We start from the raw sequence: 20,661 nt of genomic DNA on the forward strand, positions 1-20,661 counted from the left end.
GACCCGAAGCCGCTCAGGAAAGGGAGCCGCCTTGTCTGCAGATGCCACATTACTGACACCGCCCGGTTGGGGCGACCGCAAGCCTGGTGTCGAGGACATTCAGCGCCTGATCCTCAAGCGGATCTGCTTCCTTGAATACACCCCCGGCGACCGGTTGAAGGAGGCGGAACTGGCCAAGGAGTTCGGCGTCAGTCGAACGCCGGTGCGCGATGCCATCAGCCGGATCAACCACCTCGGGCTGGTGGAAACGATCAACGGCGTCGGCAATGTGGTGATGGAGCTGCCGCCGCAGAAGATTGCGCAAGTCTACGAAATGCGGCTGCATCTGGCCGCCTTGATCGGCGCAACAACACCCGCGCAGATCGAAGAGAGCCACCTGGACCGCGCCCGGGACTTGCTGCAGCAGGCCCATCTACTCGGCGACCAAGTCGACTCCCGGCAATATGTCATCGTCAATGATCAGCTGAACACGCTGATCAGCGATCTGATCGGAAACTCGGTCCTGCGTTCCTTCTGGACCCAGGCCTATTATCAGGCCGCCAGCACCTGGCACAGGGTTGTCGACCGCGCTGGTGCTGAAGTGGCCGATGCTTTGGTTGCCGAGCTTGTGGATCTCGAAAACGCGCTGGCAGAGAATGACATCCTGGCCGTCGGATACATCCAGCGCATTCACATCGGTTATGGCTATGCCCGCATCAAGAAGTTCATGTTCAGAGAAACAGACCTTTGACTATCAAAGGCAGTTGTCCGACAAGCACATCAACCTGCCGCAGCTTTTGAACTATTTCCTCTGGCTTGTGTCGCTAGTTCGCCATTCTCAGTCCTCCGTTTTCTAAACCTTGCGGTGGACCAGTTCAGATGGGGCAATCCAGCGAAAAGACGGTTTGAGAATTCGGCATCGACGAAGCTTTGAATAACCACTCTGACTTCATTGGCTGCAACGCAGCGATGAGCGGGCCGCATCTGCGAGCAGATGCGGCGTCGGCAAACATCCGAAAAGGCAACGGCAGCAAAGTCCCGCCCAATGCTAGTCCAAGCCCGACCAGGCGAACGGCCTCTGTCCCGGAGGACAGCCATTCGCGCCCGGCGCGGTGAATTTGCGGCATCAGCCCAATTTGCTCCCTGGAAGCAACGCGGATCTCTGACCATCTGGTTTGATCCGAGGATGATCTGGACGCCGCCGCCGCCCGGCAAGCGCGGCCGCCGGTGCCAGTTCAGCGGCGCCGCGATCCAAACCTGTCTAACCCTGAAAGTACTGTTCGGGATGCCACTGAGGCAGACGGCGGGCTTCGTACAAAACCTGCTGCGGCTGGCCGGTCTGGGCTGGGCCGTGCCGGACTTCAGTACACTGTGTCGCCGCCACGAAAGTTGAACGTGGCTGTCCCGTTCCGTGGCGGCGCGGGTCCGCTGAATCTGCTGATCCCCTCTCGGGACATCACTGCGTGATACACTGCCGGGCAGCGGGTGGCCCCAAGCCGCGCATTTGGCGCAAGAAACACAGCCCCTGCCCGGCAGGCGAAGAGATTGGTTCCGTGACCGCCGACGGGGCCTATGATGCCACGAGACGATTGCCGCCCGTGGTTCCGACGCTGTTATCCCGCCCCGCAAAAATGCCACTCCCAGGAAGCCAACGAGCCCGGGCGCGGAGGCACGAAACGAAGTCCTGCGCGCATCAAAGTATCCCGGCCGCGCCATCTGGCGGCGTGGAGCGGATTTCACCGCCCGAGCCGGGTCGAGTCAAAGATGAACTGCATCAAGCTGCTCGGCCAATCCCTGATGGCAAAAGGCTTCGAACGCCAGGTCGCCGAGCTTTAAGTTCGCATCGCCGTTCTGAACGGCTGCACCGCTCTCGGTATACCTGTCACAGGGCCCGTAGAGTAAATCCGTCCGGGGAAAGTGGGGCTGCCCTCAGACCCGGATTTGCGCAACAGCGCCGGGGCTGCAGTTCCGCAATCGGGCATGGTGAGTTAGCGGCAATTCCACATCCCGAATTTTTCCTTCCGGGTTTACTCGACCTCTTTCACGCTTGCCAAAGCCACTTGCATTTTTACAATCTTCAGGTCTCGGAGTGCTGCCAGTCTTTCCATTGACGTATCGCCATTTGCGCTGGCTAACCCCTCTGCGAGCATTTCTGATATTTCAGAGGTCAGCTTAGGCTTGCCGAGGTCATCCCACCAGCCGTTGAACGTATCAGCGAAATGATCGCAGAATGCCGGCAGCCCGCCGGATCCTGCGCCAAGGCTGAACAGGGTTGTCGGCCCCATCGCCGCCCACCGCAGACCAGGCCCTGCCGACATCGCCTTGTCGACATCGCCCACACTGGCCACGCCAGTCTGCACCAGATGGATCGCCTCGCGCCAGACTGCTGCCTGCAACCGGTTGGCGACGTGGCCGGGTACTTCCTTTTTCACCCGGATGGTGACCTTGCCGATATCCTTGTAAAACCGCTCAGCTGCCGGCACTGCGTCCGGATCAGTCAGGCCGTTTCCCATCACTTCAACCAGGGGGATCAGATGCGGAGGATTGAAGGGGTGGCCCAGAATGAACCGGCCGGGGTTTTGCCAGCCGGCCTGCATCTGGCCAAGCGTCAAACCGGAGGCAGAACTTGCCACAATAGCATCCGGAGCAATTACCGGCTCGATTTCGGCAAAGAGCGCATGTTTGACCGGCAGCCGTTCGGGCACGTTTTCCTGAATGAAACCAGCGCCTTCAACCGCCTCTCGCGCAGAACACGCAAAGGTGATCCGGTCCCGGTTTCCCCGCGCGGTCAGCCCCAGTTCGCTCATGGTTTCCCAAGCCTGATCGACATAGGCTTGCACGGCGCCCTGAGCGCCTTCGGCAGGGTCGTAGACCGCAACCGACCGGCCAGAGGCCAGGAACAGCGCCGCCCAGCTGGCGCCGATGGTGCCGGCGCCCAGCACCGCTGTGTGTGTAATATCCGCCATCTGAACAGCTCCGCTTCGACTAAAACAACCCCGTGTTGATTGGTGATGCAGCGGTCATGCCGCCGTCTATTGTGAACAGCTGCCCGGTGGCAAACCCCGCTTCGTCCGAGGCCAGCCAGACCGCCATTGCGGCAATATCAGCAGGCTGGCCGAAACGGCGGGCAGCGTGCCGGGCCAGAGCGTCCTGACGCGCCGCCTGCGGATCACCCGACAGGGCGAAGCCGGCCTCCAACATGCCGGTTTCGATCCAGCCCGGGCAGATCGCATTGCAGCGCACATCGGGCCCATGGTCCACGGCGATGGAGCGTGTCAGCCCGTGCACAAAGGCCTTGGATGCGTTGTAAAGCGCCATCGAGGGATCCGCGGTGTTGCCTGAGATGGAACCGATATTGATGATCGACGCCCCCTTGGACAGGACCGGAATAAACGCCCGGCACATGTTGAACACGCCCCGGCAGTTCACGCCCACGACCAGCTCCCAATCGGCGTCGCTGCTGTCCACGACGGTTTTCTCCACCTGGACACCGGCGTTGTTGACTAGGATGTCGATGGCGCCAGCAGCCTTTGCCAGCTCCGCCACCTGCTGAACATCCGCGACGTCGGCGCTGTGCCAGGCAACGGCATCCGGCAGACCCTCGGGCCGGCCCCCGCGGCCGCAGGTGATGACAGCTGCGCCTTCGGCCAGAAACGCGTCGGCAATGCCGCGGCCAATCCCCTGCCGGCCGCCGGTAACCAATGCTGTTTTCCCCTTGAGCCGCATCAATGCGCCACCATCACATGCCGGACCGAAGTATACGCATCGAGCGCGTAGACGCTCATGTCGCAGCCGGTGCCGGACCCTTTCATCGCCGCCCAGGGCATCTCCGGTGTACCGACGCCGTGGGTGTTGACCCAAGTGAAACCATAGCGCAGGCGGCTGGTCATCTCCATCGCGCGTCCGACATTGGCAGTCCAGACCGACGACGCCAGTCCGTAGCGCCCGCTGTTGGCGATGCGCAGGGCATCTTCGGCCTCGCTGAAGCGGGAGATGGAAACGACGGGTCCGAAGACCTCGCTGGTTGCGACCTCGGCATCGTTGCTGACATTGGCCAGTACCGTCGGGCTGTAGAAGAACCCATCTCCTTCCCCTGATGAGCCGCCTGCCACAACCTCACAAGCCGCGCGAGCGCGATCGACAAATCCAGCTACCCGGTCGCGCTGAGCCGCTGAGATTACCGGACCCATTTCCGTGCCTTCGGCCTTTTGCGCGCCGGTTCGGATCTGGCTGACCTGAGCGCCGATTGCCGCGACCAGCTTGTCATAGATGCCATCCTGCGCCAGCACCCGGCAGGGCTGGGCGCAGTCCTGGCCTGCATTGAAGAAACTGCCGTAGCGGATGGTTTCGGCTACCGCCCCGATATCCGCATCGTCAAAGACGATCACCGGGGCCTTGCCGCCCAGTTCCAGATGCACATGGCGGATTTGATTGCCCGCCGCGCGCATCGCCGCCATGCCGGTGGCCGGGCTGCCAGTGACGGTGATGGCCTCCATCTGCGGGCTGTTGATCAGCTGATCGCCGATACCCGGCCCGGTGCCGTGGATCACATTCAGCACGCCCTTCGGCAGGACCCCGTTCAACAGCTCCGCCAGGCGCAGAGTCGACAAAGGCGTCAGCTCAGAGGGTTTCAGCACCACGGTGCAGCCCGCCGCTATCGGCGCCGCCAGTTTCCAGGCCGCCATCATCAGCGGATAATTCCAGGGCGCGATGGCGGCCACCGGACCCACCGGATCGCGGCGGATCATGCTGGTGTGGCCTGCCACATATTCCCCGGCGGCAGAACCGGTCATGGTGCGTGCCGCGCCTGCAAAGAAGCGGAACGTGTCAATGGTCAGCGGCATCTCGTCGTCGCGGGCAGAGGGCCAGGGCTTGCCGGTATTCAGGCTTTCAAGCCCGGCCAGCTCATCCTGATGTGCCTCCAGACAGTCTGCAATCGCCAGCAGCAGGGCTGACCGCTCTGCCGGGGTGCTGCGCGAAAAGCTGTCAAAGGCCTCCTCGGAGGACCGCACCGCAGCCTCCACCTGTTCCGGGCTGGCTTCACGCACTTGGGTGATCTCAGTCCCCGTGGCCGGGTCGGTGACCGGCAGCGCCGCCCCGTCACCGGCAACCAGTTCGCCGTTGATCAGCATCTTGGTCTGCATGGTCTCTCCCCCTTAGAATGCGACCTGATCGCCGCCCTTCAGGCCAAGACGCGCGCGCGCCTCTGCCGGGGTGGCAACCTTGTGGCCCAGATTTTCGATGATACTGCGGATTTTCTTGACCTGCTGCGCGCTGGACACGGCTTTTTCGCCCGGCCCGATGTACAGGCTGTCCTCCATCCCGACGCGGACATTGCCGCCCAGCAGGGCGCTTTGGGTGGTGAAGGGCATCTGGTGGCGCCCGGCCGCCAGAACCGACCATTCGTAGTCGTCGCCGAACAGCTTGTTGGCGATGGTGTGCATGTGCATCAGGTTGTCCAGATCGGCCCCGGCACCACCCAGGATGCCAAACACCATCTGCACGAAGATCGGACCGTCGATCCAGCCCTGGTCGCGGATCCACGCAAGGTTATAAAGGTGGCCCAGGTCATAGCATTCGAACTCGAACCTGGTGCCGTGGCCCTGGCCCAGTTCCTTCAGGCAATACTCGATATCCGCAAATGTGTTGCGGAAGATGAAGTCGCGGGTCATCTCCAGGAATTCCGGCTCCCACGCGTGTTTCCAGTTTGAATACTTGTCCTTCATCGGGAAGATGCCGAAGTTCATAGATCCGATGTTCATGCTGGCCATCTCGGGCGAGGCGCGGGTGGCGGCGCGCAGGCGCTCCTCGCGGGTCATGCCCAGCCCGCCGCCGGTGGAGACATTCATCACCGCATCTGTCGCCTGTTTGATCCGCGGCAGGAAGTCCATGAACAGATCCGGGTCCGGATCGGGCTTGCCGGTTTCCGGGTCGCGCGCATGCAGGTGGATGATCGAGGCCCCAGCCTCTGCTGCCTCGATCGAGGCGGCGGCGATCTCGCTGGGCGTGATGGGCAGATGCTCGGACATGGTCGGGGTATGTATCCCGCCGGTCGGGGCGCAGGTGATGATGACAGATTTCTGCTTGGCCATGGTTGCGTCCTCAGAGCTTCATCTGCTGCACCTGGGCAGACAATCCGCCGTCCAGCACCCACAGCTGGCCCGAGGCATAACGCGCCTCGTCCGAGGCCAGCCAGTTGACCAGATTGGCGATATCCTCCGGGGTGCCATAGGTGCGCATCGGATGGACATCGCGCACTGCCTGCTGCAGCTGATCAATGGTCTTGCCGCCCCCGCCGGACCCGTCGCCGGTGAAGAAGCTTTGCAGCATCGGCGTGTCGATATAGCCGGGGCAGATGGCGTTTACACGGATGCCCTCGGGGCCGTGATCGCAGGCCATCGCCCGGGTCAACGCATGCACCGCGCCCTTGGTGGCGCAATATGCAGCCAGGCCGGGATCGGCGATGAACCCGTCATAGGAGCCGAAGTTGATGATGCTGGCGCTGCTGCCCGATTTGGCCGCGGCGCGCAGCAATGGCAGCGCGTATTTCGACGCCAGGAAAGTGCCGGTGCAGTTCACCGCAAAGCTGCGGTTCCAGTCCTCCAGCGTGGTGTCCTCGATGGTCTTTTCAATCTCGATCCCGGCGGCGTTGACCAGAATGTCCAGCCTCCCGGCATCGGACGTCACCTGTTCCATCGCGACGATGGCATCAGCCTCTTGGGTGACATCCAATTTGACAAAGATGCTGCCGTCCTCGTCATGCGCTGCCAATGTTCCCTGCGGGGTCAGGTCTGCCGCATAGACCCGCGCGCCTTCGCGCAGGAACCGCGCAACAATGGCGCGCCCGATCCCGCCGCGGCCGCCAGTGACCAACGCGGTTTTGCCTTCAAGTTTTCCTGTCATCTGTGTTCCCTGGGTTCAAACGGTAATGCTCAGCAGCCACGGTCCAGTCCATGTGGTTGCGCACATACTGCTGGCTGGCGTCGGAGGGCGGATTGTAATCCCAATGCTCTCCGGCGCCTGCTTCCATTGCGGCATGAAGCGCACGGCGGGACTTCTGGGTGGCGATGATGTTGCAGCGCAGCTTCTCGCTGTTCCAGCGTTCAGCGACTTCGGCGGCAAAGGTGCGCGCGGCTTGCGCATAAGCCGGATCCTGGGCCAGATTGCGGGTCTCCAGCGGGTCCTTCGCCAGGTGATAGAGTTGCGGCGGGTCCGGATCGCAGTGAATGTATTTGAGCGGTCCGCGACGGATCATGAAGACCGGGTAGGGCGTCATCTCGGCGCAATACTCTCCGATGGCCTCGTCCACGGGGTCCGTTTCTCCCTGCGCCAGCGGCAGCAGCGACCGGCCATCCACCGGCTCGCCAAGGATCGTCTCATCACCACCCGCAATTTCCACGAAAGTCGGCAGCAGGTCGAGCAAGGAGCAGGCATTGGCTGCCGTGCCGTGCGCAATGCCCGGCCCCGCCATCACCAGCGGCACCCGGGCGGAATGCTCAAAGAAGTTCATCTTGTACCACAGCCCGCGTTCGCCCAGCATGTCGCCATGGTCGGCGGTGACGATGATGATTGTGTCTTCGGCTGCACCAATGTCTTCAATGGCTTTGACGATTTCACCGACCTTGCTGTCGAAATAACTGACATTGGCCAGATAGGCGCGCCGCGCGCGGCGCACCTCCACTTCACTTAAAGGGATGATGCTGGCCTCGATCCCATCCATCACCCGGCGCGAGAATGGATCCTGATCTTCGAGCGCTGGGGTAAACTCAGGCATCGGGATCTCCACGCCGGCGTAGAGGTCCCACCATTCGGGTTTCGCGACATAAGGATCATGCGGATGAATGAAACTCGCCACCAGGCAGAAAGGAGCGGCCTCTCCCACTGCCCGTTCCCGCCCCCGGTCGATCAGCCAGCGGCGCGCGGCAAACCCGACCTCGTCATCGTAGTCGGTCTGATAGGTGGCGACAGCTACACCGCTTTCCTTGACCGTCTGCATATTGTGATACCACTTGCCGATACGCTCATCCGGGGCCTCCCAATCCGGGGTCCAGGCAAAATCGGCCGGGTAGATGTCAGTGGTCACCCGGTCCTGAAACCCGTGTTTTTGATCCGGGCCTACAAAATGCATTTTGCCGGACAGGCAGGTCCGGTACCCCAGCGCCTTCAGGTAGTGGGCAAATGTCGGGACCGAGGCGCGGAACTCGCTGGCGTTGTCATAGGCGGCAATCCGGCTGATCAGCTGTCCAGACATGAAGGCAAACCGTGACGGTGCGCACAGCGGCGAGTTGCAGTAGGCCGCATCAAACCGCATGCCGCGAGACGCCAGCGCATCGATATGCGGGGTCTTCGCCGCAGGGTGGCCATAGGCCCCGGTCCACTGCGGCGCCAGCTGGTCGGCCATGATGACAACGATGTTGGGCTGGGTCATCCCGCAGCCCCGGCATAGGCCTCCAGCACCAGCCCGTGAAAATGATGGACCGCGTGCTCCGACTTCCCTGACCCCGTGGGGTCGTTGACGATGCGCCCCTGGGTGAACGCGGGCGTATTCATGCCGCGCTGGACGCTTTCCACCAGATTGATGTCCTCGACCTGCAGCACCTCGTCCAGATAGCGGATAGCATCCAGCTCGCCCGCGTCGGGTTCCGGCGTTTCCAGGAAGAAGTCATAGGTCTCCAGCGTCCGGTCCGGCCCCACCGGAATGATGTTCAGAACAATCATGCTGGAGCGCCCTGGATAGCGCATCAGGCAAGTGGTCGGCCACAGCCACCAGACCGCATGGGTGCGCACGGTGGCATTGGAAACATCATAGGCCGTGTTCGCGGATTTCCCCGCATCCGCCATGTGGCTGGAGTAAATCCCGTGCGTGGTCACCTTGTAGGTGTCCATGTCCACCAGATCGCAGAAATCCTTGTGCGCGGTCGGGCAGTGGTAGCATTCCAGAAAATTGTCGACCACGTTCTTCCAGTTTGACTTGATATCGTAGGTCAAGCGGTGGCCGAAAGTCAGCTGGTCGATATCCGGTGCCCAATGGCGGATTTCGGTTTCCAGATTGCCGGACTGTTCTTTCAGCGACGCAGCCGTTGGATCCAGGTTGACGTAGACAAAGCCCGCGAACTCCTCGGCCTGCACCTGGTCCAGGCAGATGTCACCGGTGCTGAAATTCTCCAGATGTTCGGTTTCCGGCGCCCGCACCAGCTGGCCGTCCAGTTTGTAGACCCAGGCGTGGTAAGGGCACATGATGCGGGTAGTGCTGCCCTCACCCTTCAGCAGCTCATGCGCACGGTGCTTGCAGACGTTGTAGAAGGCGCGCAGCACACCCGCGCGGTCCCGGACCACGGCCACCGGCTGGCCCGCGATTTCCACGGTGACGTAGGAACCCGGCTCGCGCAGCTTTTCCACATGGCAGACCCATTGCCATGACTTGGCGATGATTTCCCGCTGATCAGCGGCAAACCATTCCCGCTGAACGTAGGCATCCGCCTTGAGTGACTGCGAATTGCCTGCATCCGCGGAATAGCCTTCAGCGATAGATGCGAACTGTGCCTTGGTCGGTAGGTCTGTCACGGTGAACACTCCTTTGCCTGCCTCGTGAAGGCGTCAAAGATATGATCCGCGAAAAAGACACCTATTACCGCACCCTAATCGCCTATGATTGAACCTCATTCGCCATTTTGTGATACCAAAGACGGGCGGTACATGGGCCAGGCCCGGAACTCAAAGGGCACCCTGCCTTCGATCCGGTCCTGCCGCGGCGGCAACCCGAAACGTTGCTTGTAGGCGCGCGCGAAATGCACATGACTGGGAAAGCCGCAGGCTTGGGCAATCTCTGAAATCGGCAGCTCGGTCTGGGTGACCAGCCCGCGCGACCGGTCCAGCCGGATATCCCGGTAGTACAGCTGCGGACTGGTTCGCACATATTCCTGGAACAGCCGGTTCAACTGGCGCTGCGACACCCCGGCCAGCCTGCACAGCTCGGGAATACTGATCAGCGTTTCCAGGTGGCGCTCCATGATCGCGATGGCTTTGCGGACCTTAGGCGGCGCCGCCAGCCCCATCGGCTCCAGCTGACCATCGGTCTGATGTGCGCCCAGCCCCCGCAAGTTCCGGTAAAACAGGTACTTCGCGCAGTCGTTTGTCAGCGCATCGCCAACGATCCCGTGCAGCAGGAACAGCGCAAACTCTCCGGTTGCCGCGCCGCCGCAGCAGGTTCCGGTGCTGCCCTCGTGAACGAACAGGTCCTCGCATACATCAACTTCGGGGTATTTCTCCCTAAGGGCGTCGATATGCTCGTAGTGAACCGTCGCGCGCTTCCCCCGCAGCAGGCCCGCCTCGGCCAGGATAAAGGCCGCGGTGTCGAGCCCGGCGGTATAGCTGCCCGCCCGCGCGTGTTTCCGGATCAGGGACAGCAGCGGCTCGCCAGCGAAAGCTTCAGGCGTCCAGCTACTGGAAACAACAACGATATCAGGCTGCATCTGTTTCGGCCGATCCAGCGGGCTGACGGCAATTTCCAGGCCATTGCTGGCCCGGCACAGCGTCCCGGCCTCGCTGGCGATTTGCCATTGAAAAAGCTGCTTTCCGGCCAGATAGTTTGCTGCCCGGAACGGGTCCAGAAACGCCATTGTCGCCGCAAGATTGAAATGCGGCGTGACCAGGATCAGAATCTCGGTGGTATCATTTCTCTTTAACATGGCCTGACCGCAGCGGTTTACGGGATGCTCGAGCACGACCTAAGGAAACCATTCCCTTTACAGAAAAACCAGTCTTCGAAGGACAGGGAAGCGGTTGCAAACCTTCCGTGTCTTTCGAAGAACAGCCCTGCCGTTTCTGAGGAAATTCTCAACAACGTCTCTTTGCCCGAACGAACAGGTCAATCGAATGTGAGCCTTGGATTTCCCGCCGAAACAACTTCCCTGCCAGCCTCTTCGCAAACCCACTTTGAAAACTTGCCTACCATTGGCCTGTCGCCGGCATTGCTGATCATTGAATAACCACGGCTAGAGCGGACTGTTTGCGGGCTTGCCGGGACGAGCCGGCCCTGTTCAAAGAACTTTCTGATGAAGGGGAGAAAGCCTATCGCAATCCCCCGGCCATAGGCCGCTGCCTCGAGGACAATATGCGGCTCCTCCAGAACCTCTCCGCGGTCTGCAAACTCGGCCGGTGCCCCAGCAGCCGCGAGCCAGTGCCGCCATGTGCTGCGATCCCTATAGTGAATGGGCGGCAGGTGCCCGTTCCAAAACGCATCGGGCAACTGCACCCCGGGGGCAGCAACCGGGACAGCTTTGGTATCAAACAGCAGTTCTGCGCCGGATGCAGGGCTATCCAGTTCGGCCCAAATGATTGAGACGTCCGCCAGACCCGCATCCGGCGGTCCGATCGTGTGGATCAGATCCACTCTCAGACCAGGATGCTGCGCTTCGAATGCGCCGATACGGGGCAGCAGCCATTGCGATGAGAGATAGGGCCCGACCGAGACCCGCAGCACTTCCTGGGCCGTCAGCTTCCCGGTGATCTCTTTGAGCTCGTTCCAGATCACTTCTGTTGCGCGTGCCAGTTCAGCACCATCCTGCGTGAGCCGGACTTCGCGCACGCGGCGTTCGAACAACCGTATTCCAAGAGCGTTTTCAAGCGCCGTAATGCGGTGGCTGACTGCCGAAGGTGTCACGTTCAGGACCTGGGCCGCGCGGGAAAAGCTCAGGCTTTCAGCGGCATGATGAAAATAGACCAGGGCACCCAGATAGGATGGATCTTTGGCGTCGGGCAGCATGAGCGTTCCATGTGTGAGCTTGGCTCAACCATCATGTGTTGAATTGGAATTTGTCAATTGTATTTGCTGAGGACCTTATGGCGGTCAGGAAACCCGCGAGGAACAGTCCAATGCCATCTGCACGCCACAGCATCCGGTCCGCTGCTATTGAAAACGGCCTCTTGGTTTTAACCTGGGAGGATAGCCACGAAAGCCGGTTTCATCCCATCTGGCTGCGGCACCAATGCTGGTGTCCGGACTGCGGCACCCCGGAGACCGGTGTTCGCGGAATCCGACTGCACCATATCGACGAAGGGATCTCCATCGAGAGTGCGGTTGTGGAGGGAAACGGCGTTCAGGTGACTTGGCCGGATGGGCATCGGTCCGAATTTGCCGCTCGCTGGCTGCGCAATCACTGCTATTCGGATGCAGAGCGTGCCCGCAGGCAAGTGCAGCCTGTTCTGTGGGACAGAACTCTCAGCTCGGATATTCCGGTCGGATCGCTGATTGAGGCCGAGGCGGACCCGGCAGCCCGTTTGAAAATTCTTGAAATGGTGCGTGACTACGGGTTCTGCAAAATCGTGGATGCGCCGGTCGAACGTGAGGAAAGCCAGCGCATGATCCGGCTGGCAGGAGCCCAGCGGCAGACACATTTCGGTACTTATACGCTGAAAAAGAAGACGACCGTGACCAATGTGGGAGACACCACCGGTCCGCTGGATCCGCATGTGGACGAACCCTACCGTTATGCGGCCATCGGGATCACCGTGTTTCAGGTTCTGCGGCCCAGCTCAAACGGAGGCGCCTCGACCCTCGTGGACGGGTTCGAAGCCGCGCGGCACCTGAAAGAGCAATGGCCGGAGGATTTCGAACTTCTGTGCAAAACGCCGATCACCTGTCAGCGCTTCGACCCTGGCGACAACAGCCATGGCAACATGCGCTGGTACAAGTCCCGCCTGCCGGTCATCCGGCTGGATGACCGGGGCAAGGTCTGCGGGGTGCGGATGAACGAGCGGCAAATCTCACCACTGGATGTGCCTGCCGATCAAGTGGTGCCGGTCTACCGCGCGCTGAAACGGCTGTTTGAGATTCTCTATAGTGAGGATCTGCGCCTGACCTTGAATCTGAAGGCGGGTGAGGGCCTGCTGTTCGACAATCAGCGGCTGCTGCACGGCCGGACCGGGTTCACGCCCGAAACTCCGCCACGCGCTGTGCTGACGTCTTCGGTTGATCTGGATGACTTCCATTCCAGCATGCGCTTGCTGCAACGTGATCTGGACCCGGATGCCATGCATCTGGAGCTGCAGCAGGGGATGGCGGGATGAGCGGCCCGTTCAAAGTGCTGGCCCTCGGCGGCGACCACGTCGGCCCTGAGGTCGTGGCCAGCGGGCTGGCGGTGCTTCGTCAAGCCGCGGATCAATTCGGAGTGGCGGTCGAGATTGAGGAAGATCTGCTTGGCGGCGCATCCTGGGACGTGCATGGCACATTCTGCACGGATGCAGTTGCGGCCAAAGCACGATCCGCAGACGCCATTCTGGTCGGTGCGGTCGGCGGGCCGGAATGGGACGGTATCAGGATCGACGGGCCGGTCACGGAAACGGACGGCCTGACCCGCCTTCGGATTGAGCTGGATGTCTACAACGCGTTGCGCCCCGCGCGTGCATGGTCCGCGCTTCTTCCGCACACACCCTACCGGCAGGAGGTCGCGGAAGGTGCTGACCTGATGGTCGTGCGGGAAAATTCGGGTGGCATCTACTATGGTGAGCCCCGCGGGCGCGAGGTCCTGAGTGACGGCCAGATCCGGGCCTTCGAAATCAGCGAATACCGTACCCATGAAATCGAGCGCATCGCCCGCTGCGCGTTTGAGGCGGCACGCGGACGACGCCGGCATGTCACCTCGCTGGACAAGTCCAATGTGATGGAGAGCGGCAAGCTTTGGCGTGAAACGGTGGAGCGGATCGGGCGCGACGAATATCCCGATATCAAACTCAGCCACCTGCTGATGGACTATGCGCTCTTTGCCGTGGCCCGCGCGCCGCGGGAGTTTGACGTGCTGCTGGCGGACAACCTGTTCGGCGATCTCATCTCAGATCTGATCGCGGTGGTCTCCGGTTCGCTAGGCATGCTGCCTTCCGCAACCCTGCCCACCGCTGCGAGCGCAGGGCACCCGGTGAAAGGCGGCCTTTACGAGCCGACTCATGGCAGCGCTCCGGATATCTCCGGCCAAGGCATAGCCAACCCGATCGGTGCGATCCTGTCGGTTGCGATGATGTTCGAACATGGTTTTGGTTTGCCTCAGGCCGCGCGTGCCATCGAACGGGCTGTGGAGAAAGCTCTGAATTCCGGTCATCTCACACCCGATTTGGGCGGGCATGCCGGCACAGCCCAGGTCACGCAGGCCGTTTTGATCAACTTGCTCTCGAAAAGCGCCTAGGTGCCGCGCCAACCTGAGTTCAGGACATTTTTTGAGTTCTCGGCAAACACGGTGCGAGCTAAAGCTCCCTGTGAACCCACAAAACTGCAAAAGACCGGTTTATGCTTCAAATGTGTTTCTGCATTTACAGCTGTTAAATCAGGCGGCGATGCCAGCTTGCCCCGCGAAACCGCACCCTTACAGGTGTTCGGAGCTGTGCAATTTTGTCACCAGATTTGCTTGTGTTTGCGGGTTGATCCAATACTGACCCCGAACTGGCGTGAGAATGCTTTGGACAGCGACTGTGCGGAAGAATAACCGCTCCGCAGCGCGACTTCGTTCAGCGTTAGATCCGTGTGTGCCGCAAGATCGCGGGCGCGCGTCAGACGCATCAGCTGATAGTAGCGCTGTGGAGGCATGCCCAGCTCCCTGACGAAAATCCGCGACATGGACCGGACCGAAAGGTTGGCCTGTTTGGAAATGGTTTCAGTGGACAAGGGGACCTCGATGTTCTTGGCCATTATGGCTGTGCAGCGCCGCAGGTTATGCGAGCCCTTGGGTTGCATGGATCCCGCACCTTGGCCTTCAAAGCGAGAGCCGTCGTGCAGGAACATGCTGGCTGCATCATGGGCCAGCGCGTCGCCATAGAGTTCTGAAATGAGGGCGATCATTAGATCCATCGCCGTTGAAGCACCGCCGCAGGTCCAGATTTGATCATCCCGCACGAAACGGTCAGGCAGAACTTCAACATTCGGAAAAACCTCGGAAAATTCTGCGAGTGTCTGCCAGTGCAAAGTGGCCTTGCGGCCTTCAAGCAGCCCCCAGGAGGCAAGGATCCAGGCACCGGTGTCAGCCCCAATGACCGTCTTGGCTCGTTTGGTGAGTGTGACGCACTTCCTGCTGACGGGATCAGCAGCGTCCTGCCGGAAGTCATCGCCGCCAACGACCATAAGCAGATCGCACCTCTCCGCGTCAGCGCGCGGTATGTCTGGAGAAAGACGCAGACCGCTTGAACTGCGGACCGAAGTATCTTTGGGAGTGAGGATGGACCAGGAAATATTGGCCCCAGTCTGGTCACGCACTACCCGCAGAGGCTCCAGCAAACAAGCCAAGAGCATGTTTGAGAACTTCTCGAAGAGAAGGATGTTGACCTTAAGAGACATCAATTCGTCCGAAATGGATTAAATTTTGGCATTTTTGGACAAATTTGATGCGAGTATCAAGGCTAACCTTCCCGGAAGTTCGACCGATTCACCGTCCAAACAAGCGGGAGACTTTGACCATATGTACGACCGTCCCTTGTCGAATGTCCGGGTTCTCGATTTTGGCCAGTACCTGGCTGGGCCGCTTGTTGGCATGATGCTTGCCGACATGGGAGCTGAAGTGATCCGCATTGATCCGCCCGGCGGGCCGCGGCTCAAATCCCCCGCGGCAGACATGCTGTCGCGGGGCAAATCCTTTCTTGAGCTGAACCTGAAGACGGCAGAGGGGCTGGAGACCGCTCTTCGCCTCGTTGAACGCTCTGATGTTGTAATCGACAATTTCCGCCCAGGTGTAATGAGCCGCCTGGGGCTTGGACCGGAGGCGATGCGCTCCATCAATCCGGCGGTCATCTCCCTGTCGATGCCGGGCTTTGCGTCTGCGGACCCGGAACTTGCGGATGTCGCCGCCTGGGAGGCGGTAATTGCCGCGCGGACCGGCCAATTCACGGATATGGGGCTGAACCGGCGGCTGATGGGGATCAATCCCTCCTTCACGCCGCTGGCGCTCGCCTCGGCCTACGGGTCGACCTTTGGCGCGATGTCGGTCCTGTTTGCGCTTCATTCCCGCGGCCGCAACGGCGGGGAGCACATCGAGGTGCCGCTGGCGTCAGCCCTGCTGGAAGGCCTTGTCTACAATTGCGAGCAGATTGAAGACTACCCGGAGCGTTATAAATCCCCGCGCGAAGTAGAGCTGGAGCGGCGCGCGGCGGCAGGGTTGCAGATGAATCTGGAGTTCGAGGAACTGTCTGAGTTCCTTGACCCGTTCTACCGCACCTATCCCTGCGCCGACGGTCGCGGATTTTATGTTGTGGCCTGCAGTATCAAGGGCCACCCCGAACGGGCGCTGGAGACGCTCGGGCTGGGCGAACTGGTGAGTGAGCTGCCGGACTTCGATGCTTACTTGGATCAATCCGATTGGCCGACGGACTGGTCGATGCGCAGCTACCCGGTCGGCGTGTCCGATCGAGCGCGCGTGTCCAGCGCCATGAAAGAAGCTTTTCTGACCCGTCCGGCACATGAATGGGAAGCGCGGTTTGGGGCGGCCAAAGCACCCGCCACGGCACAGCGGACCACCAAGGAGTGGCTGGACGATCCGCATGCGCTGGCTTCCGGCCTGGTGCTGAAGGTTGACGACCCCAAGCATGGCGAAATGCGCCAGATGGGCAACATCGCCTGGCTGGCGGATGACCGTGGTGCGGCCGTCAAGCAGCCAGCCCGCCCCGCGGATCTGGATATGCTGCTGGCGGAAGAGCCGCGCACCACCGCGGTTGGTGAAACTGGCAATCAAGGGTGGCTTGAAGGGCTCAAGGTGCTTGACCTCACCAATGTCATCGCCGGTCCAACCATCGGCTCGACCCTGGCCCGGTTCGGGGCCGAGGTTACGCTGGTTCAGCCTGTTTCCCCGTCGGTGGATCCGTGGAACGCTGTGGTCTTTGGCCTGCATGCGCACCGCGGCAAGGAGAGCATCCTGCTCAACCTGCGCAGCGGCGAGGGACAGGACGTTCTGGCCCGGCTGATTGCCGAAGCTGATGTGGTCACCATGAACGGCACAGATGCGCAGCGCAATGCGCTCGGCCTGTCGCCGGAGCGGATGAAGGAGATCAATCCGCAGCTGATCCTGGTCCAGCTTGACGCCTTCGGCGGGCCGCTGCAGGGGCCGAAGTCGAACCACCTTGGCTATGACGATCTGGCGCAGGCCGCCACTGGTGTGATGCTGCGGTTCGGGGGCGGTATGAACACGCCGGAGGAGCACGCGCATTTCGGCACCATCGACGTGCTGACCGGGTTTTGCGCCTGCGTTGCGCTTGGCGGCGCCTTGATCAAGCTGCGGCGCACCGGCGAAGGCAGCACCGCACGGGCTGCCCTGGCGGGGGCTGGCAATCTGATCCAGGCCGAGTTCATGTATGATTTCAACGAGCGTGCGCCCTTCGACGAGCCCGCGGGGCGCGAAGCGCTTGGCTGGGATGCGTTTTATCATTGCTATAAGGCTGCCGACGGCTGGATGTTCTTTGCCGCCCCGAAGGAGCGCCAAACCGCCCTTGCTGCTGTTGCTGAACTGAGTGATCTGGCTGATCTGCGAGAGACAGAACTGCAACCGGCATTGGCCGAGCGTTTTGCAACCCGACCCGCAGCCTTCTGGAGTGCAGCCTTGTCCGGCACTTCCAGCGCAGCGGTTCCGCTAGGATCCCTGCATGCGACCCGCGATGCCTCATTGCAGCTGGAGAGCGGGGATGCGATTGATCTGTCGAAGGACACCTTTCGGGTGATCCGCCATGACCAGCACCCGATGGGGCGCTGGTGCGATCTGGTGGCTCCGAATGCCGTCCGGCCCGAGCGGAGCCGCATCGCCATCCCGTCGTATATGCCAAAATACGGGCAGCACACGCGGGACATTCTGGCCCGCCTTGGATTGGATGAAGAGGCCATCGGCAAGTTAATCGCCTCGGGGGCCGCCGCCACGCAATGGGCGGACAAATATCTTCCCGAGTGAGTGAAGAAGGCGGCCGGATCTGCCCGGTGTTCAACGAATTCGTGGAAGGCGTCTGCGACGAAGTGCAGGGCTGGCAGGCCAACGGGCACTGGGAGGCCCTAAAAGGCCTCCCGCTCTATAAACACTGCCTTGACTGAACGAGCACCTTAGGTTCCGGCTGATCTTGCCGCAGCCATTTCCCAAACCGCATAGTGTGCCTGAACGCAGTGTGCAAAATACGGTGCGTCAGGCACATATGGCCTCCGGGTTTTGTCAGCGCCGGTGCGCCGGGCAACGGCACAGAACAACAAGGATTGGAATTGTGATTCAGCCGGAACAGGAAAGCGCAGGCCCTGCTATCACCCCGCGCACCCGAGCGCGGGCACGCCATATTCTGGATCACTATTACATCGGTCCTGCCCGCGATGAACGGGTGCTTGAAATCTGGGGCTACACCGATCGCTACAGCTTCCGGCCTGGCGAAACTGTGGGTTTGCGGGTGTCGACAACTGCCGAAACCTGGTCTCTGGAGGTGGGACGGGACGGGGCGGATTATGTCCCCGTTCTGCGGGTGGAAAACCTGTTGGGCCAACATCAGGACACGCCCCTGGACTGCTCGGTCAATGGCTGCGACTGGGATATCAGCCATTCCTTTGTTATTCCGGATGACTGGGCGGCAGGCGCCTATCTGATCACCCTGCGGGCAGACCACGCAGACGACTCTGTCGAAGAACACCATGTGATCTTTGTCCGGCGGGCTGCAAATGCCGAACCAGCCCCTATGGTACTGATCTGCGCAACGGGAACCTGGCTTGCCTATAACTGCTGGGGTGGATCCAGCGCCTATGAAGGCATTACGGGGCCAGGACGCGATGCCTTTTCCCCTGTGCTGTCGAATCAGCGGCCCTGGACCCGCGGGTTCTGCAAGCTGCCCCAAGGTGCTCCCCGCGCCTTGACCGAGAGGCCGGCCGATCCCGGCGGCATGGTGCGTTACCCTTATATGGAGTGGGCTTACGCCTACGGGTATTCAAAGAAATACGCCTCGGCTGGCTGGGCCAGCTATGAACGCCACTTTGCCCGCTGGGCGGAGGCCGAAGGCTACAATTTCGAAATCGTCACGCAGCACGACCTGGAACTGGAGCCGGACCTTCTGGCGGGCCACCGGTGTGCGGTCTTCGTCGGCCATGACGAATACTGGACCGCGGTTATGCGCGAACGGGTCGAGCGTTTTATCGAAAATGGGGGCCGGGTCGCGCGCTTCGCCGGTAACTTCTTGTGGCAGACGCGGCTCGAAAACAACGCGCAAACACAGGTCTGCTACAAATACACGGCCAAGGAAGCCGACCCCCTTATGGGAAGCGATCAGGAGCACCTTCTGACCGGTGCCTGGGATGCCCCGCCGGTCAACCGGCCCGGCGCGCAGACCTTCGGCGTGAATGGCCTGAAAGGTGTTTATGCAGGTCTCGGGAATTGCGTCGGCCAAGGCAGCGGCGGGTTCACGGTCTACCGCCCGGACCATTGGTCGCTGGACGGCGCGCGGCTTGGCTACGGCGACCAGTTAGGCGCGGCATCGCGGATTTTCGGTTACGAGGTGGATGGGGTGGATTTCACCTTTGACGACGGGCTGCCTTATCCGACTGGCCGGGACGGCACCCCCGGGTCAGTCGAGATCATTGCTTTAGGCATGGCGACGAATGTCGAGGCGGATTTCGCCCGCTGGGGCGAGACCCTCTACATTGGAACCGCCGATGCCGAATTCAAAGCGATGACGGTGTATGGCGCACTGACGGCGGAAACGCTGGATAAATCCAGCCGCGGCAACGGGGCAGTCATCTACTGGGAAAAGGGCAAAGGCGAAGTGTTTTGCGCCGGAACCTGCGAATGGGTCGCCGGGCTGACGCGCCGTGACAGTCAGGTAGAGATCATCACCCGCAATGTCCTGGACCGGTTCTGCCGATAAAGGGGCGAAGCGAGGAAGTCTCTCGAAGCCTTGAACCGCGGTCTGCTCCGTTGCCGCTCTTCACCGGTGCTCCTCCGGCTGCAACACTGCACACGTGTGGCCCCATTTCGTGTTTCAGAGGGTTAGGTTTCGTGGACGCGGCGAATTCACAATTGCCGCCTTTCCCGGGGGGCAGAAGGTGGAAAGGAAGCAAAGGTCGTGTCCGCTCCGGGCGCCATGCTGCCATGCGGTGCCGCAGTTTCAGGTCGCTCAACGAAATTGAAAGCCGGCATTGTCCTTCTCTGTCTTGGTTCCGTCACCGCGCGGCGAAAGTACGGTTTCAACTTACGATCTCACCCCCGGCTGAACGGCTGCTTCGCTGACACCTGCTGATTCACAGCGAAACCACGCCGCAGTTGCAAGCGAATGCTGTGTCAGCAAACACCCGGAAGGGCAACGGCAGCAAAGTCCGGCACAGCAAACCTTGGCTTTTCACGCAGCAAAAGTCAGCAATCGGCCCTATTTCGGTCCGCTGTCCATCCCACCAAGCGTGATCCTCGACAGCCTCGCATCATCTTCCGGCTCCCATTTCTGACGCAGGCCGCGGACATAATCCGCGTCAATTTTCAGCTTTTGCCGTTCCTTGGCGAGGACGCGTTTCACGGTCCGGGCCACCAGTTGCGCAATGCGCGTGACCATCCGCATCGCCGGGCGGATTTCTTTCAGCGTTTCATCCCGCGCACCCTTGGTATCCGGAGCGGCCGCCCCCCAAGTCAAGCCTGCCTGCTGATCCGCAGACGCCTCCCGCCAGCAAATCGCCCCATCAGCACCCAGATGGTCTTCCCCCACTGAAGT

General features: G+C 61.2%; 17 protein-coding genes and 1 pseudogene. 7 read left to right on the forward strand and 11 right to left on the reverse strand.

Annotated features, from left to right (window positions below; translation table 11 throughout):
* Positions 1-31 precede the first annotated feature (31 nt).
* Both RA25_RS19305 and RA25_RS23340 read left to right on the forward strand, forming a co-directional pair.
* Positions 32-730, forward strand: a complete 699-nt coding sequence (locus RA25_RS19305; protein WP_039174500.1) for a GntR family transcriptional regulator — start codon at positions 32-34, stop codon at positions 728-730.
* Between the two features lie 345 nt (positions 731-1,075).
* A pseudogene (locus RA25_RS23340) lies at positions 1,076-1,881 on the forward strand (transposase).
* Between the two features lie 125 nt (positions 1,882-2,006).
* Here RA25_RS23340 and RA25_RS19310 read toward each other — a convergent pair.
* From RA25_RS19310 to RA25_RS19350, 9 genes are all read right to left on the reverse strand, one after another.
* On the reverse strand, positions 2,007-2,945 hold the full coding sequence (locus RA25_RS19310; protein WP_039174501.1) for a 3-hydroxyacyl-CoA dehydrogenase NAD-binding domain-containing protein: 939 nt from the start codon (positions 2,943-2,945) through the stop codon (positions 2,007-2,009).
* 19 nt (positions 2,946-2,964) lie between these two features.
* Positions 2,965-3,705 (reverse strand): SDR family NAD(P)-dependent oxidoreductase, encoded by a 741-nt coding sequence (locus RA25_RS19315; RefSeq protein WP_039174502.1) that lies wholly within the window; start codon positions 3,703-3,705, stop codon positions 2,965-2,967.
* Positions 3,705-5,123, reverse strand: coding sequence for a gamma-aminobutyraldehyde dehydrogenase (locus RA25_RS19320; protein WP_039174503.1), 1,419 nt, complete (start codon positions 5,121-5,123; stop codon positions 3,705-3,707). Before RA25_RS19320 ends, RA25_RS19315 begins: the two co-directional genes overlap by 1 nt.
* A gap of 12 nt (positions 5,124-5,135) precedes the next feature.
* Entirely contained in the window at positions 5,136-6,071 is a 936-nt protein-coding gene (locus RA25_RS19325; protein ID WP_039174504.1) for a 3-keto-5-aminohexanoate cleavage protein, read from the reverse strand.
* A gap of 10 nt (positions 6,072-6,081) precedes the next feature.
* Positions 6,082-6,882, reverse strand: a complete 801-nt coding sequence (locus RA25_RS19330) for an SDR family NAD(P)-dependent oxidoreductase (RefSeq protein ID WP_039174505.1) — start codon at positions 6,880-6,882, stop codon at positions 6,082-6,084.
* Complete coding sequence (gene betC / locus RA25_RS19335; RefSeq protein WP_039174508.1) at positions 6,866-8,407, reverse strand: choline-sulfatase; 1,542 nt, start codon at positions 8,405-8,407, stop codon at positions 6,866-6,868. The genes RA25_RS19330 and betC overlap by 17 nt, the downstream gene beginning before the upstream one ends.
* A complete protein-coding gene (locus tag RA25_RS19340; RefSeq protein ID WP_039174544.1) occupies positions 8,404-9,543 on the reverse strand; it encodes an aromatic ring-hydroxylating oxygenase subunit alpha in 1,140 nt (379 codons plus the stop codon). The genes betC and RA25_RS19340 overlap by 4 nt, the downstream gene beginning before the upstream one ends.
* A gap of 95 nt (positions 9,544-9,638) precedes the next feature.
* Positions 9,639-10,667 (reverse strand): GlxA family transcriptional regulator, encoded by a 1,029-nt coding sequence (locus tag RA25_RS19345; RefSeq protein ID WP_039174510.1) that lies wholly within the window; start codon positions 10,665-10,667, stop codon positions 9,639-9,641.
* 179 nt (positions 10,668-10,846) lie between these two features.
* A complete protein-coding gene (locus RA25_RS19350) occupies positions 10,847-11,743 on the reverse strand; it encodes a LysR family transcriptional regulator (RefSeq protein WP_039174512.1) in 897 nt (298 codons plus the stop codon).
* A 110-nt stretch (positions 11,744-11,853) separates the two neighbouring features.
* On the opposite strand from RA25_RS19350, the gene RA25_RS19355 reads away from it, so the two are divergent.
* Both RA25_RS19355 and leuB read left to right on the forward strand, forming a co-directional pair.
* A complete protein-coding gene (locus RA25_RS19355; protein WP_039174515.1) occupies positions 11,854-13,047 on the forward strand; it encodes a TauD/TfdA family dioxygenase in 1,194 nt (397 codons plus the stop codon).
* Positions 13,044-14,156: a 3-isopropylmalate dehydrogenase gene (gene leuB, locus RA25_RS19360; protein ID WP_039174516.1), complete on the forward strand. Its 1,113-nt coding sequence runs from the start codon at positions 13,044-13,046 to the stop codon at positions 14,154-14,156. The genes RA25_RS19355 and leuB overlap by 4 nt, the downstream gene beginning before the upstream one ends.
* 206 nt (positions 14,157-14,362) lie before the next feature.
* Here leuB and RA25_RS19365 read toward each other — a convergent pair whose 3' ends face one another.
* On the reverse strand, positions 14,363-15,298 hold the full coding sequence (locus RA25_RS19365; protein WP_039174518.1) for a GlxA family transcriptional regulator: 936 nt from the start codon (positions 15,296-15,298) through the stop codon (positions 14,363-14,365).
* Between the two features lie 121 nt (positions 15,299-15,419).
* Here RA25_RS19365 and RA25_RS19370 point away from each other — a divergent pair, with 121 nt between their 5' ends.
* The 3 genes from RA25_RS19370 (at position 15,420) to RA25_RS19375 (ending at position 19,827) form a co-directional block, all read left to right on the forward strand.
* The gene (locus RA25_RS19370) at positions 15,420-17,888 is read left to right on the forward strand and encodes a CoA transferase (RefSeq protein ID WP_039174519.1); all 2,469 of its coding nucleotides are present in this window, start codon (positions 15,420-15,422) and stop codon (positions 17,886-17,888) included.
* Entirely contained in the window at positions 17,885-18,025 is a 141-nt protein-coding gene (locus RA25_RS23150) for a hypothetical protein (protein WP_206539708.1), read from the forward strand. Before RA25_RS19370 ends, RA25_RS23150 begins: the two co-directional genes overlap by 4 nt.
* 164 nt (positions 18,026-18,189) lie before the next feature.
* A complete protein-coding gene (locus RA25_RS19375; RefSeq protein ID WP_052254305.1) occupies positions 18,190-19,827 on the forward strand; it encodes a N,N-dimethylformamidase beta subunit family domain-containing protein in 1,638 nt (545 codons plus the stop codon).
* A 498-nt stretch (positions 19,828-20,325) separates the two neighbouring features.
* Here RA25_RS19375 and RA25_RS19380 read toward each other — a convergent pair.
* Positions 20,326-20,661 (reverse strand): hypothetical protein (locus RA25_RS19380; RefSeq protein WP_206539709.1); only part of this gene is annotated, 336 nt, incomplete at its 5' end.

Source organism: Leisingera sp. ANG-S5 (assembly GCF_000813925.1).
GTDB lineage: Bacteria > Pseudomonadota > Alphaproteobacteria > Rhodobacterales > Rhodobacteraceae > Leisingera.

What these genes read in the sequence shown, in the direction of transcription:
- RA25_RS19365 (WP_039174518.1), bottom strand. Translation starts at nt 15,298, where the DNA reads ATGTCTCTTAAGGTCAACATCCTTCTCTTCGAGAAGTTCTCAAACATG.
- leuB (WP_039174516.1), top strand. Translation starts at nt 13,044, where the DNA reads ATGAGCGGCCCGTTCAAAGTGCTGGCCCTCGGCGGCGACCACGTCGGC.
- RA25_RS19350 (WP_039174512.1), bottom strand. Translation starts at nt 11,743, where the DNA reads ATGCTGCCCGACGCCAAAGATCCATCCTATCTGGGTGCCCTGGTCTAT.
- RA25_RS19330 (WP_039174505.1), bottom strand. Translation starts at nt 6,882, where the DNA reads ATGACAGGAAAACTTGAAGGCAAAACCGCGTTGGTCACTGGCGGCCGC.
- RA25_RS19355 (WP_039174515.1), top strand. Translation starts at nt 11,854, where the DNA reads ATGCCATCTGCACGCCACAGCATCCGGTCCGCTGCTATTGAAAACGGC.
- RA25_RS19320 (WP_039174503.1), bottom strand. Translation starts at nt 5,123, where the DNA reads ATGCAGACCAAGATGCTGATCAACGGCGAACTGGTTGCCGGTGACGGG.
- RA25_RS19325 (WP_039174504.1), bottom strand. Translation starts at nt 6,071, where the DNA reads ATGGCCAAGCAGAAATCTGTCATCATCACCTGCGCCCCGACCGGCGGG.
- betC (WP_039174508.1), bottom strand. Translation starts at nt 8,407, where the DNA reads ATGACCCAGCCCAACATCGTTGTCATCATGGCCGACCAGCTGGCGCCG.
- RA25_RS19315 (WP_039174502.1), bottom strand. Translation starts at nt 3,705, where the DNA reads ATGCGGCTCAAGGGGAAAACAGCATTGGTTACCGGCGGCCGGCAGGGG.
- RA25_RS19370 (WP_039174519.1), top strand. Translation starts at nt 15,420, where the DNA reads ATGTACGACCGTCCCTTGTCGAATGTCCGGGTTCTCGATTTTGGCCAG.
- RA25_RS19345 (WP_039174510.1), bottom strand. Translation starts at nt 10,667, where the DNA reads ATGTTAAAGAGAAATGATACCACCGAGATTCTGATCCTGGTCACGCCG.
- RA25_RS19310 (WP_039174501.1), bottom strand. Translation starts at nt 2,945, where the DNA reads ATGGCGGATATTACACACACAGCGGTGCTGGGCGCCGGCACCATCGGC.